Consider the following 13,755-nt stretch of genomic DNA (forward strand, 5'->3'; position numbering starts at 1 on the left):
CCCCTGCTCCGACATTGTCGTATTCTTCTCATTGTTGCAAGATGCGCTACCAAGCCTCTAGCGTTGCAAACCGCTATAACGATACACAACCATAATCAATAGTCGCGAGAAAAAAACAACCATGAAATACCCATTTTTCAGTGAGAAAGACTCCGTCGATGTCGTCAACGTTCGCATGGGCGAAGACATCAACCCTCGCCTCAAAGAGGTAATGGCCTCTTTGGTCAAGCATTTGCATGCCTTCGCCAAAGACATCAACCTTACCCAGGAAGAATGGGAATTCGCCATCGATTACCTGACGCGAACAGGCCAGATATGCAGCAAAGAACGCCAAGAGTTCATTCTGCTTAGCGATGCGCTGGGTTTTTCGATGCTTGTCGATGCCATCAACAACCGGCGACCGGCCGGCGCCACCGAAAACACCGTGTTCGGCCCCTTCCATGTCGAAGGCGCGCCCGAACTGCCCATGGGCGCCAAGATCACCCACGATGGTAAAGGTGAAACCTGTCTGTTCGAGGGTCGCATCCTCGACCTGGACGGCAACCCCATCAAAGGTGCGCGTATCGACGTCTGGTCAGATAACGCTGACGGATACTACGATGTACAGCAACCCGACGTCCAGCCCCAATGGAACAACCGGGGCGTTTTCGTCACCGACGCCGACGGCAAGTACAGCTTCGTGGGCATCAAACCCGTGTCTTATCCCATTCCCGATGACGGTCCCGTCGGCCAGATGCTGGAAGCCCTCGGGCGCCACCCCTACCGTCCCGCCCACATGCATTTCATGATCGTGGCAGACGGCTTCCAAAAGCTGGTCACTCACACCTTCGTCGGCGATGACTACTACATCACCTCGGATGCGGTCTTCGGTGTCAAGAACACATTGGTCGCGCCTTTTGAAAAGCTCGAGGGCGCGGAAACCCAGTGGCACTCGCACTTCGACTTCGTGCTGGTTCCCAACGAGAAAAATTAAGTCCGCAACCCCGATCGCTCGTTCGACGCAGGAATAAAGTCATGACCCAACGCGTACTCGTCACCGCCGGCGCGGGCGGCATTGGCCTGGCCATCGCCCAGGCCTTCGCCGGCCAAGGCGCCCGCGTGCACATCATGGACATCGACGCCGATGCCTTGCGGCAAGCCACGGCCGACAACACCGCCATCAGCGGCACTGTGGGCGATGTTTCCAGGCCGACCGACCTGGATGCGCTGTTCAGCGATGTGCAAAGCCGGCTCGGCGGCCTGGATGTTCTCGTCAACAATGCAGGTATTGCCGGAGCCACCGCCCCGGTCTCAAGTTACCCGTTGGATACCTGGAACGCCGTCGTCGACGTCAACCTGACCGGCACCTTCATGGTGACGCAGCGGGCCATTCCCCTGCTCGAAAAATCCGCGGCGGGCTCCATCATCGTCATGTCATCGCTGGCGGGCCGCTTTGGCTATCCAAACCGTGTCGCATATTCCACAACAAAATGGGGCTTGATCGGGTTTGCCAAGACATTGGCAATGGAGTTGGGACCTTTGGGCATCACAGCAAACTCCATACATCCCGGCGCCGTCGATGGGCCTCGCCTGCAGTCTGTCCTTGAAGATCGTGCCAAGACATCAGGCCGCAGCGTCGATGAAGAGGCTAGCTCTGCACTTGCCAATCAATCGGTAAAGCAATTCACCTGTACCGAAGACATTGCGGCGCTAGTAGTATTCCTTGCCGGCCCGCATGCACGGACCATCTCCGGCCAAGTGTTTCCGATTGACGGCGATTCGAAATCCACAGTGTGAAAGCTCGACACGGGCTCTGCCAACAGCTAGACAAGCCTTCCTCGGATAGCTCCTAGGCATAACGCTGTGCTGGTTACTTCGCGTCGAATTCACTTGCATAGCGTGACACATTCACGGCATACTTTGCCCGCCGGCCCGTCCGGCGCAACGACAATCCCATACCTATAAGGATACCCATGGGAACCGTACTTTCTGCTTTATTGATGGCCTGTCTGGTTCTTGCCTGGCGTGAACGACCCATGTCATGGTTCGCCGGGCTTGGTCTGGCCACCATCGTGGTGCTTTCGTGGTTTTTCTTTACCGATATCACTCAGCCGCTGAACCTATCGTTCTAAGCAACGCTGCATCCCGCCAAGCTCACTCTCAAACCTGATTCGCACCGCGCCGAAGCCTAACAATAAATATAAATATGAAAAAAGCGATTCTTTCCCATGGCTTCGCCAGCCTGTTGACCTCGTGGGCGATTTGCGCCGCCCTGATCGTGGCGTTGTACCACCAATTGTTCAACAACGACCTGCCCTGTGCTCTGTGTTGGCTACAACGTTTCGCCATGCTGGCCATGCTGGTCGCGCAAACCTGGATCTTGTTGAAGATAGGCAAGCGACAGACCGTCTCGATACAAGACGTGGCGCTGGGCCACGGCCTAACCATACTCGCCGCGCTCGTTGGCATGAGCATGTCGTTGCGCCAAGTGCTGCTTCATATCCTGCCGGGCGATCCGGGCTATGGCGGCGAAGTCATGGGCCTGCATTTCTATACCTGGGGCTTTGTGCTGTTCTTCTGCTGCATGGCCGGCTCGGCGCTTACTGTGGCACTGTCCAACTGGCTGGACCGCACCGCCGACGCCTGGCACGCCGCCGCTCGCTGGACCATGTGGCTGATCGCCGCCCTGATCCTGATCAACTGGGTACTGGTCTTTGCCATGCAAGGCTTCCAATGGGAACTTGACGGCGATCCAACGCACTATCGCTTGTTTTCTTTTAGCTGACGCCCGCCGAAAGCCGAAAGCCACCAAACCAAACCGAACCCGCGTGGCGTTGTACATGTGCAATGCACAGCCGCTTTTGTTAGCGAAAAACAGAACCGGCGGTCTCGAGTTGGTGCGCAGCGCCCTGCATTAGTGCGCTGAAGCGCGCACTCTTTCTCCGAAATTAGTTGCAGCGGTTTGCACCCGCAGGGCCTCACGGCAGGCCTCACCTGTACTTTTCCTTTCCTTCTCCTATTCGACGAAAATTTGGCACGTTTGTTGCGTGATACCCAATGTCGGCCGTACGTTCCTCGGCCATCCGACAAAGGGCACACTCATGTACCAAAACACCATTGACGGCTTTGTGGTCGCCGGAAACAAGAAGCTGGCACAACTGCGGCAGAGCCCGCAGGGCTTCTTCATTGCCTGCATGCTGGCGGGCGCTTACGTAGGCGTGGCAATTCTGTTGATCTTCACTTTGGGCGCACAAGCGCCCGCAGAGTTCCAAAAACTGATCATGGGCGCTGCCTTTGGTCTGGCCTTGATCCTCGTGGTCATTGCCGGTGCCGAATTGTTTACAGGCCATACCATGATCATGTCACTGTGGCGCTACGCAGGACAAGGCACCTGGGGTGAAGCATCGCGCATGCTGACGGTAAGCTGGGTAGGCAATTTGTGTGGCGCCGCTGTTCTGGTGGGGCTCTTTGCCATGGCTGGTGGTGGTGGGCTGATAGCGGATGAGCAAAGCCTGGTCATGACAACTGCCGCAGCAAAAATGAATGCAGACGCAAGCAGCCTGTTTGCCCGCGCAGTGCTGTGCAATTGGCTCGTATGCCTTGCGCTGTGGATGTCGGCACGAGTTTCTTCAGACAGCGCCCGTTGCATCGTCATCGCATGGTGCCTGCTTGCCTTCATCGCCTGCGGCTTCGAACACTGTGTGGCCAATATGACGCTGCTTTTGCTGGCCCTGGCCGGCCAACACCCCGAAACAGTGAGTCTGGCCGGCCTGGCTTGGAACTTGGGCTGGGTGACTCTCGGAAATATTGTGGGCGGCGCTGTCTTCGTCGCCGGTGCCTACTGGGCCGCCAGCCCCGCACTTAAGACCAGGAAACAGTCCGACTCCTCCACGGAAGATGCCGTCCCCGCAACCCCGACGTCTCGCACCTGAACCAAGAAGCCCGCTTATGACACGCCTCGAATTCAACCAACCCTCTCGCGCTAAAACACCCCGGCTTATCATCATCGGCCACGGCATGGTGGGACACCGCCTGCTTGAAGAGCTGACGAGCGAAAACTGCCCTTATGACATTACCGTGTTCTGCGAAGAGCCGTATCTTGCCTATGACCGGATCCAGCTCAGCCAGTGCTTTGATGGCGCCCCCGCCATCGCCTTGAGCGATGAAGGCTTCTTCGAACAACACGGCATCACGATACTGCGAGGCCAAGCTGCGGCAGGTATTGATCGCGTCAATCGCCGTGTCTACGGCGCAGACGGCCAGACCTATCCTTATGACCGACTCGTCATCGCAACCGGTGCCATTCCTTATATTCCCCCAACCCAGGGCTATAGCCAACTTCATTGCTTGTCCTATCGCACTTTGCGCGATGTCGACACCATCAAGCAAAGCGCATGCGAAAGTCGCAGCGGCGTGGTCATAGGCGGCGGACTGCTGGGCCTTGAGGCCGCCGGAGCCCTGAAGAAGTTGAAACTGGAAACGCACATCGTCGAGTACTCGACGCACCTGATGGCGATGCAGCTCGACAAAGAAGGCGGCCGCTTGCTGCGGGATAAGATACAAGCCATGGGCATTCAGGTCCACACTTCGAAGAAGACCGAAGCCATCGAAGCAGGTGAAAACTGCCGTTATCGCTTGCGCTTCGCCGACGGCGAAACTTTGGAGACCGACATGGTTGTCTTTTCGGCCGGGATTCGGCCTGCGGACAACTTGGCCAACATCTGCGGACTGGCCGTCGGCGAACGTGGCGGTGTCGCCATTAACGGCCATTGCCAAAGCTCTGACCCCGACATCTATGCAATAGGCGACGCAGCCAGTTGGCAGAACCAGACCTTCGGCTTGGTGGCGCCGGGCTATGACATGGCGCGCGTTTGCGCTGCGCATCTGCTGGGCCGCAGCGAGCCTGTATTTTCGGGTGCCAGCCCCTCCACCAAACTTAAATTGCTAGGCGTCGGTGTGGCGTCGATCGGCGATGCGCACGGCAAAACTACCGACAGCATCTGTTGCCTGGTCAACGATACCTTAACAGGCGAGTACCGCAAGCTAGTCCTTGATAGAACCGGAAAACGGTTGCTGGGCGCGGTATTGGTGGGCGACACCACAAGCTTCAATGTGCTGGACCAGTATTACAGCAACCAGCTGCCGCTACCCGAACAGCCTGCGACGCTGATCGCCCCGCAGGCGGGCAGCGTCCCCCTGCTAAGCGCCGATGCGCTGTCCGACAGCGCCCAGATCTGTTCATGCAACAACGTCAGCAAGGCGGCGCTTTGCGACGCCATTGCCACAGGCTGCACAACACTAAGCGACCTCAAGGCAAAAACTCGGGCGGGCGCCACTTGTGGAGGCTGCGCGCCTTTGGTGAAACAAGTACTGGATTCCGAGTTTAAGCGTTTGGGACTGGAAATCGACCGCAGCTTATGCGAACACTTCGCTTACAGTCGTCAAGAGCTCTATCACCTGGTGCGCGTCCATGGCATCCGCGATTTCAATACGCTGATCGAACACTATGGCACGGGCCGTGGCTGCGACATATGCAAGCCGGTGGTGGCGTCGATTCTGGCCTCGTGCTGGAACGACTATGTTTTATCGCCCGCAAACGCCCCCCTTCAAGACAGCAACGATGCCTTTCTGGCCAACCTGCAAAAGGACGGCACTTACTCTGTGGTACCCCGAATTCCGGGCGGAGAAATCACGCCAAACAAGCTGATCATGATTGGCGAAGTTGCCCGTAAGTACTCACTCTATACCAAGATTACCGGCGGCCAGCGCATCGACCTGTTTGGTGCGCGCCTAGAGCAGTTACCTCTTATCTGGAAGGAACTTGTGGATGCGGGATTTGAATCAGGTCATGCCTATGGCAAAGCCTTACGCACGGCCAAATCTTGCGTGGGAAACACCTGGTGTCGCTTCGGCGTACAAGACTCGGTAAGCATGGCCATTCGGCTCGAGGAACGCTATCGGGGCCTGCGCGCGCCGCACAAACTGAAGATGGCCGTGTCCGGCTGCACGCGAGAATGCGCTGAAGCCCAGAGCAAGGACGTTGGCGTCATTGCCACTGAGAATGGCTGGAGCCTGTATGTGTGCGGCAACGGCGGCATGCGGCCTCGCCACGCTGAGCTGTTGGCAACTGATCTGGACGATGCTGCATTGATACAGGCCATCGATCGTTTCCTGATGCTCTACATTCGCACCGCCGACCGACTACAGCGCACCGCTACCTGGCGCGAGGAACTGGAAGGCGGCCTGAACTATCTCAAGCAAGTTGTCCTTCAGGACAGTCTGGGTATCGCCCAAGAACTGGAAGCCCAAATGCAAGCCTTGGTGAACGCATATGAATGCGAATGGGCGCGCACGCTGAAGGACGAGAACGCATTGTTGCGCTTTCGTCCTTCAGTCAACGACGACCGCCCTGACGAGCACATTATCCATGTCATCGAGCGCGAACAACCACGACCTGCCACTGCAGAAAAACGTTGCGCTGCCCCGGCAGCAGACACTGTCTAACCGCAAGGAACATAAGCATGCAAACCGCACACACTTCAGGCGTAGCCACAGCTTGGCAGCCGATCTGCCATGTCGATGAGCTTATCCCCGGCATGGGGGTTTCCGCCCGTGCTTACGGGTTGCAGATCGCCATCTTTCGAACCGACGAAGGCATATTCGCCTTGGACAACCTGGACCCCTTCAGTCACGCCGCAGTGCTGTCGCGTGGCATCGTAGGCGACTTGAAGGGGCGCCTGGTGGTGGCCTCGCCCATGTACAAACAACACTTTTGCTTACGGACCGGCTTATGTATTGAAGACGAAGCCGTGTCGGTTCGAAGCTGGTTGCTACGCCAGGATGCCGACGGACTACTTTACGCTGCTTCGCCACAAACCATGGAGGCCAAGGACCATGAGCTCGTCTAATAAATTCTCCGCCAACCTGCTTTGCCTCGCGCGCGGCAAGCAGGCCCCTATCTGGGGCCGAGTCTGGCTAATTGGTGCCGGACCCGGCGACCCAGACCTGATTACAGTTGCTGGCTTGAGGCTGCTCAAGGCCGCTGACGTCGTCGTACATGACCGGCTGGGTGCCCCCGCCTTGCTATGCGAGTGCCGTCCCGATGCGCTGAAGATCAACGTCGGTAAACGGGCCGGTCACCATGCCGTGCCTCAAGCCGATATCAACGCTTTATTGGCCCAGCATGCCATGGCTGGCCGCAGCGTCGTGCGCCTCAAAGGAGGCGACCCATTCATATTTGGCAGAGGCGGAGAAGAGATGCTGATGTTACGACAACTGGGGATACAGGTCGATGTGATACCCGGGGTCACAGCAGCCAGCGCCTGCGCCGCCTCTACCGGCATTCCCCTTACGCACAGAAGCCTGGCGACCGAAGTATCCATGATCACGGCTCACCATCGCGAAGGCGCACCGGGCTGCAACTGGGCGCAGTTAGCCGCACAACGTGAACGCACCCTGGTTTTCTATATGGGTCTGTCGCAGGCACATGAAATTTCCAACGGCTTGGTAAGCAATGGCCTGCCAGGCAATACGCCTGTAGCGCTGATCTCAAACGGGGCGACACCCGACCAACAGGCGCTGCGTTGTACTCTCGACTCCCTAGCCGAGACGGCACGCTGCAGCAAATTGGTTTCCCCATGCCTGATCGTCGTAGGAGCGGTGGTGAACCTGGCCAATCACCGCGTAGCCAAATTCGAGCCTTCCCAGGAGGCGACCCAATGGGCGGCATAGATCGACTCTACCCCCTTTTTGCAAACCTCTCAGGACGCGAGGTGCGCCTGGTCGGTGGTGGCCCGGTTGCCGAGCGAAAGGCGAGAATGCTGCGACAAAGCAATGCCCGCATACGTGTGGGCGCACTAGCTTTGACCCCCACACTGCAGGCGTGGGTGGATGACGGCCACTTGGCGCATGACGTCGGCCAATTCCAAGACGACTGGCTTGACGGAGCCTGGCTGGTTGTAGCTGCCACCAACGACCGCGCCGTGAACGCCCGGATAAAAATGCTTGCCGACCAGCGACGCATTTTTGTCAATGTCGTGGACGACCCCCAGAACTCGTCGTTTCAAGTGCCCGCCGTTGTTGATCGCTCGCCCATCATGATCGCCATCTCGTCTGGCGGAACGGCTCCAGTGCTGGCGCGCCGCCTGCGGGAACGTTTGGAATCCCTGTTCGATCATGCCTTAGGGAGTCTGGGAAGCCTGGCGCATCGCTATCGCCGGCCCATCTGCGACGCCTATCCTGACCTGGGAGAACGCCGCGAATTCTATGATTGGTTGTTTGATGGCCCGGTGTTGGAACACCTGCGCAACGGAGAGGGCCAACACGCCGAACGCATGCTCAAAACCCGACTCACCAACCCGCAAAGCCCAACTGCCCCTAAGCTGACCTTGATCGATGCGCTTCATGGTGACCCGGCACGCCTGACACTAGGGGGACTTCGAACGCTCTACGAAGCCGACGCCATTGCGTACGAAGACAATATGGCTCGAGGCCTGATAGATCTGGCACGGCGCGATGCCGAGCACCATCGCTTAAGCAGCCAAGACGTGCTGGCCGCCGATACCCTCACGCGCGCCCTGGTCCGCCTAAGCAAGCGCCATCGAAACATCACTGTTCTGAAAACGAATCCAGCCCCGCAGCCAGGATTGCTGGAACAAACTGCGGCCATGCTTGGCCAGTCTGGCCTGCCATGCCGAATAATTTCCTAAACGGCGAGACTATACAAAACTTTGATTTGTTGATGTGGAGCGGGTGATGGGAATCGAACCCACGCTTGAGGCTTGGGAAGCCGCCGTTCTACCATTGAACTACACCCGCCCGATTCAGCCAGCACGACTACTGAACCTCATCGAGCCACCGCTGCACCTTGAACGCAGAGCGGCGCGAAAACGATTGTATGCCTGTTTTGCACGCCTGTGCAACGAAGAAAGACACGAAGAAAATGCTTGAGATAGCGTACCGCCGAGTCGTCGGGACGACTTTTATCCTGATGCGGCGCCGCGCTTTACATCCCGCCTAAAGCGCGGCTTCCATCGCCAAAGGTGGCCGAAACCTGCGCAGGCGTAATGCGTTGCCAAGCACAAAGACACTGGACAAGGCCATGGCGCCCGCGGCAAAGATGGGAGACAGCAGCACGCCCCAAGCCGGATACAACACCCCCGCCGCCACGGGTATAAGTGCGGTGTTATAGGCAAAGGCCCAGAACAGGTTCTGGCGGATATTGGCGATTGTGGCCTGAGACAACGCGATGGCATTGGGCACCCCCTGCAAGTTGCCTGACATCAACACCACGTCGGCTGATTCCATGGCGACATCTGTGCCGGTGCCAATTGCCAGGCCCACATCGGCTTCGGCCAGGGCGGGCGCATCATTGATGCCATCGCCAACGAAAGCCAGCCGCCCATAGGCTGCCTTCAGGCGGCGCACGGCTTCAACCTTGCCCTCTGGCAACACTTCGGCCACCACTTCGTCTATGCCCAGTTGCCTGGCAATGGCACGCGCCGTATGTGCATTGTCGCCCGTGATCATGGCTACCTTCAGGCCCAGGCTATGCAAGGCCTCGATGGCGGCCGGCGTGCCGGCCTTGATCGGGTCGGCGACCGCAATAATAGCTGCAAGGCGACCATCGATGGCGGCATACAGCGGCGACTTGCCCTCGCCGCCCAGGCGTTCGGCCGTGGCGGCAAACCCGTCGATGTTCAAGCCCAGTTCACGCATATAGCGATCGGCCCCCACTTCGACCCGGGCGCCGTCCACCACGGCATGCACACCCATGCCGGTAACAGATTGGAAGTCTGTCATGGCGGGCACATTCATGCCTTGTTGTTGGGCCGCTTCGACAATGGCACGGGCAATCGGGTGCTCGGAACGCGACTCTACTGCCGCCACCTTGGCCAGAACGTCGCTGCGGTCGAATCCTTCGGCGATCTCAAGATCGGTAAGCGCCGGGCGACCTTCGGTTAATGTGCCTGTCTTGTCGACCGCCACCACCTTGGCGTCCTTGAGCAGTTGCAGGGCCTCGCCCTGGCGAAACAGCACACCCATCTCGGCCCCGCGCCCGGTGCCGACCATGATGGAGGTAGGCGTGGCCAGCCCCATTGCGCAGGGGCAGGCGATGATCAGCACGGCCACCGCATTGACCAACGCGAAGGTGAGCGCGGGCGAGGGGCCGAATGTCAGCCACACAAGGAAGGTCAGCAAGGCGGCCAGCATCACAGCCGGCACGAACCAGAGCGTGATCTTGTCCACCACAGCCTGAATAGGCAGCTTTGAACCTTGAGCCAGCTCGACCAGGCGGATAATCTGCGCAAGCATGGTTTGCTCGCCCACTGCGGTGGCGCGCAAGGTCAGCGCACCCTGCTGATTCACCGTACCGCCCACCACCTTGCTTCCGGCTGCCTTCTCGACAGGTATCGGCTCGCCCGTGATCATGGATTCGTCCACGAAGCTGCGGCCCTCGGTGATCTCGCCATCCACCGGCAGCCGTTCGCCGGGACGCACTTCCACCATATCGCCCAAAACGACATCGCTGATGGGTATATCCACGACGCGGCCATCGCGCAGTACATGCGCAACCTTGGCCTGCAAGCCGACAAGACGTTTGATGGCCTCGGACGTACGGCCCTTGGCCCGAGCCTCGAGGTAACGGCCCAGCAGAATCAATGCCACGATGACGGCAGCGGCCTCGTAGTACACATTGACCGTGCCCGCCGGCAGAAGGCCCGGAGCGAAGGTGGCGACCACCGAATATGCAAACGCCGCTGACGTACCCACCGCCACGAGGGAGTTCATGTCGGGAGCCAGCCGCAGCAGGGCTGGAAACCCTTTCTGGTAGAAACGTCGGCCGGGAATAGCCAAAACCAGCAAGGTCAGTACAAACTGCGCATACCAGCTTGCCTGGATGCCGATGGTGGCGGCCACCCATTCGTGCATGCCCGGAATAAGGTGCGACCCCATTTCAAGCACGAACACCGGCAGGGCCAGCACACAAGCCAGGATCAGATCACGCTTGAGCTCGTTCTGCTCGGCATCTTTTTTTTCTGCGGCTTCGTCGGCGGCTTGCACCGAGGTGTCGACGGCGCGGGCAGCGTAGCCGGCCTTCGCGATGGCCGCCACCAACGCGTCCACGGCAACTACGCCGCGCACGGTGGCGCGTTCTGTAGCCAGGTTTACCGCGGCCTCTGAAACGCCAGGAACGGCTTTGAGCGCGTTCTCGACCCGCCCGACGCACGAGCCGCAATTCATGCCGTCGACGTGCAGCTCGATGGCCTGGGCGGGAACGTGGTAACCGGCCTTTTTCACAGCCTGGACAAGGGCCGTGGTGTCGAGGAGGCCGGATGCACGGATGTCCGCCCGCTCGGTGGCGAGGTTGACGGACACGTTTTCCACGCCCTCGACCTTGGCCAGGGCAGCTTCAACCCGGCCGACACAGCTTGCACACGTCATGCCCTGTATGGGTAGACTAAGTACCGAGGAGGCACGGGTATCATTGCTGATGGAAGCGCTCATGATTGACATCTTCTGGTGATATTCGACATGTTCAAGCGTACGGCTTACCATCATGGGAAGGTCAAGACGGCGACAGCAACCCCATATAAATTTTAGATGCCACACTCTCATTCGCACCATGATCATGGGCACGATCACGACCATGACCACACGCCAACCGTAACCAGCGCCAATGAACGCAAGGTATTGATCTCGTTCGTCCTGATCTTCACCTTCATGCTGGTGGAGCTTGTCGGCGGCATTCTTTCCGGCTCCCTGGCGTTGCTGGCCGATGCGGGCCACATGCTCACCGATGCCGCCGCACTGGCCCTGGCTTACGCCGCGTTCCGCTTCGGCCGCCGCGCCGCAGACAGCAAGCGCACCTTCGGCTATCTGCGATTTGAAGTCATCGCCGGGTTCATCAACGCCCTGACACTCTTCGCCATCGTTGCCTGGATCTGCTTCGAGGCATGGCGGCGTTTTTTTGAGCCGCACGAGATTCTGGCCGGCACAATGATGGTGGTGGCGGTGATCGGCCTGCTGGTCAACGTGCTGGTGCTTTGGATAATGACACGCGGCGATACAGACCACGTGAACGTAAAGGGCGCCATCGTTCATGTGATGGGCGATCTTCTGGGGTCGATTGGGGCCATCGCGGCGGCAAGCGTCATCCACCTTACAGGCTGGACACCCATAGACCCCATACTTTCAGTGCTGGTGGCGTTACTGATATTGCGCAGCGCCTGGAGGTTGTTGTCGAAGTCGCTGCATATTTTGCTGGAGGGCGCCCCCGAAGAGGCTTCGCCGGATAAGCTCGAGCGCGGGCTGATCGACTCCGTGCCCGGCCTGGCGGCGGTCAGCCATGTTCATGTATGGCAGCTTACCTCGGGCCACACCATGGCCACCCTGCACGTGCGCCCCAGCGTAGACGAAGAAGCAAGGGTCGTGGTCAAGCAGGTTGAAAAGGCGTTGCATGAGCTGTTCGGCATCGAACACGCCACCATTGCCATCGACTGGAATACAGACTCGGCCGAAAGCGCTTGCACCCTTCACCCGCCCGGCAACCCTCGCACGAATAGTTAACTATCCGAGCTCTGGGTTTCAGGTGTTACGGGCGGGCCTGTCAAGCTTATCTTCGCCACGGTACGGCCTTCCCGTTGGTCCGGCTTTGAAACTCGAGCCTTTCGTCAAAGCGCGGGACCTGGTGGCGTTTTGTTCAAGTGCCGGCCGCTTCCAGGCGGGAAAGCCCTTCTTCCGGCAGGGCCAAGCTTGCGGACTGTAATATTTCGTCCAACTGCACCAGGCTGGTGGCGCTGACAATGGGCGCCGTCAAGCCCGGCCGGGTAAGAAGCCATGCCAAGGCCACTTGCGCAGGCTTGGCCGAAAGCCCTTCTGAAACTTCCAGCAGCGCTTGTAGAGTTTGTTGTCCGCGTTCGTTGAAGTATTTTTTAAGAAAGCCCTCGCGCGCGCTGCCCGCAAGGTCTTCGATCGTTTTGTATTTACCGCTAAGAAAGCCGCTGGCAAGCGAAAAATAGCTGACCACACCCAATTCTTCCTGAACGGCCAGCTGTGCCAGCTCGTCTTCGAAATCGGCCCGATCATAAAGGTTATACAAAGGCTGCATCAGCTCGTAGCGGGGCAGGCCCTGCTCTTGGGAAACGGCAAGCGCCTGGCGCAGGCGCGCCGCCGAATAATTGGAAGCGCCGATAGCACGCACCTTGCCCGCTTCGATCAAGCTCGAAAAAGCACCCAGGGTTTCTTCCAGCGGCACCTCTTCGTCGTCTATATGCGCGAAGTACACATCAAGGTAATCGGTTTGCAGGCGCTTGAGTGAATCTTCAACGGCAGCCTGGATATTCCGCGCCGACAAGCCCTTGCGCGCCTCCCACATGCCCACCTTGGTCATCAACACGATATCGTCGCGCCGGCCCCGGCGCGCCAGCCAATTACCGAGCACGGTTTCTGATTCGCCGCCGCTAAGGCCGGGCCCCCATGCGGAATAGACGTCGGCCGTGTCGACGGCGCTGAAGCCCTGATCGACAAACCGGTCGAGCAACTTGAAGGAAGTTGATTCATCGGCCGTCCAGCCAAACACGTTGCCGCCAAAGACAAGCGGCGCAATGGAAATTCCCGAGCGGCCCAATTCGCGTTTTTGCATATGCAATTCCTTTTCCATGTAAGTCTGTGGCATGCCAAGTACTTTGCATGGCACCCCATCTGCCATCTATCTATATAGAAACTAACATAACCCGGCTCGGCGCCCCCAGCTCGATGCCCGTCGCGACGTCA

The 13,755-nt window shown here is 58.8% G+C and carries 12 protein-coding genes and 1 tRNA gene; 10 read left to right on the forward strand and 3 right to left on the reverse strand.

Annotated features, from left to right (window positions below; translation table 11 throughout):
* The first annotated feature begins 121 nt into the window (after window positions 1–121).
* The 9 genes from ACIY1O_RS09950 (at window position 122) to ACIY1O_RS09990 (ending at window position 8,687) form a co-directional block, all read left to right on the forward strand.
* Window positions 122–973 carry an intradiol ring-cleavage dioxygenase gene (locus ACIY1O_RS09950; protein ID WP_397474944.1) on the forward strand — a complete coding sequence of 284 codons (852 nt, stop codon included), beginning with the start codon at window positions 122–124 and terminating at the stop codon, window positions 971–973.
* A gap of 41 nt (window positions 974–1,014) precedes the next feature.
* Window positions 1,015–1,776 (forward strand): SDR family oxidoreductase, encoded by a 762-nt coding sequence (locus ACIY1O_RS09955; protein ID WP_397474945.1) that lies wholly within the window; start codon window positions 1,015–1,017, stop codon window positions 1,774–1,776.
* 176 nt (window positions 1,777–1,952) lie between these two features.
* Complete coding sequence (locus tag ACIY1O_RS09960) at window positions 1,953–2,111, forward strand: hypothetical protein (protein ID WP_397474946.1); 159 nt, start codon at window positions 1,953–1,955, stop codon at window positions 2,109–2,111.
* A gap of 74 nt (window positions 2,112–2,185) precedes the next feature.
* The gene (locus tag ACIY1O_RS09965) at window positions 2,186–2,764 is read left to right on the forward strand and encodes a disulfide bond formation protein B (RefSeq protein ID WP_397474947.1); all 579 of its coding nucleotides are present in this window, start codon (window positions 2,186–2,188) and stop codon (window positions 2,762–2,764) included.
* Window positions 2,765–3,080: 316 nt separating this feature from the next.
* On the forward strand, window positions 3,081–3,911 hold the full coding sequence (locus ACIY1O_RS09970) for a formate/nitrite transporter family protein (RefSeq protein ID WP_397474948.1): 831 nt from the start codon (window positions 3,081–3,083) through the stop codon (window positions 3,909–3,911).
* Between the two features lie 16 nt (window positions 3,912–3,927).
* Window positions 3,928–6,483 (forward strand): nitrite reductase large subunit NirB, encoded by a 2,556-nt coding sequence (nirB, locus tag ACIY1O_RS09975; RefSeq protein ID WP_397474949.1) that lies wholly within the window; start codon window positions 3,928–3,930, stop codon window positions 6,481–6,483.
* A 17-nt stretch (window positions 6,484–6,500) separates the two neighbouring features.
* The gene (nirD, locus tag ACIY1O_RS09980) at window positions 6,501–6,887 is read left to right on the forward strand and encodes a nitrite reductase small subunit NirD (RefSeq protein WP_397474950.1); all 387 of its coding nucleotides are present in this window, start codon (window positions 6,501–6,503) and stop codon (window positions 6,885–6,887) included.
* Window positions 6,874–7,710, forward strand: coding sequence for a uroporphyrinogen-III C-methyltransferase (gene cobA / locus ACIY1O_RS09985; RefSeq protein WP_397474951.1), 837 nt, complete (start codon window positions 6,874–6,876; stop codon window positions 7,708–7,710). The genes nirD and cobA overlap by 14 nt, the downstream gene beginning before the upstream one ends.
* On the forward strand, window positions 7,698–8,687 hold the full coding sequence (locus ACIY1O_RS09990; RefSeq protein WP_397474952.1) for an NAD(P)-dependent oxidoreductase: 990 nt from the start codon (window positions 7,698–7,700) through the stop codon (window positions 8,685–8,687). Before cobA ends, ACIY1O_RS09990 begins: the two co-directional genes overlap by 13 nt.
* A 35-nt stretch (window positions 8,688–8,722) precedes the next feature.
* Here ACIY1O_RS09990 and ACIY1O_RS09995 read toward each other — a convergent pair.
* Both ACIY1O_RS09995 and ACIY1O_RS10000 read right to left on the reverse strand, forming a co-directional pair.
* Window positions 8,723–8,796: transfer RNA gene (locus tag ACIY1O_RS09995), tRNA-Gly, on the reverse strand.
* A gap of 198 nt (window positions 8,797–8,994) precedes the next feature.
* A complete protein-coding gene (locus ACIY1O_RS10000; protein ID WP_397474953.1) occupies window positions 8,995–11,487 on the reverse strand; it encodes a heavy metal translocating P-type ATPase in 2,493 nt (830 codons plus the stop codon).
* Between the two features lie 96 nt (window positions 11,488–11,583).
* Here ACIY1O_RS10000 and ACIY1O_RS10005 point away from each other — a divergent pair, with 96 nt between their 5' ends.
* Window positions 11,584–12,549: a cation diffusion facilitator family transporter gene (locus ACIY1O_RS10005; RefSeq protein WP_397474954.1), complete on the forward strand. Its 966-nt coding sequence runs from the start codon at window positions 11,584–11,586 to the stop codon at window positions 12,547–12,549.
* Between the two features lie 133 nt (window positions 12,550–12,682).
* Here the strand turns inward: ACIY1O_RS10005 and ACIY1O_RS10010 are convergent, their stop codons facing one another.
* Complete coding sequence (locus ACIY1O_RS10010) at window positions 12,683–13,624, reverse strand: aldo/keto reductase (protein ID WP_397474955.1); 942 nt, start codon at window positions 13,622–13,624, stop codon at window positions 12,683–12,685.
* Between the last annotated feature and the right edge of the window lie 131 nt (window positions 13,625–13,755).

The sequence above is a fragment of the Pusillimonas sp. genome (genome assembly GCF_044464525.1).
GTDB lineage: Bacteria > Pseudomonadota > Gammaproteobacteria > Burkholderiales > Burkholderiaceae_B > Pusillimonas.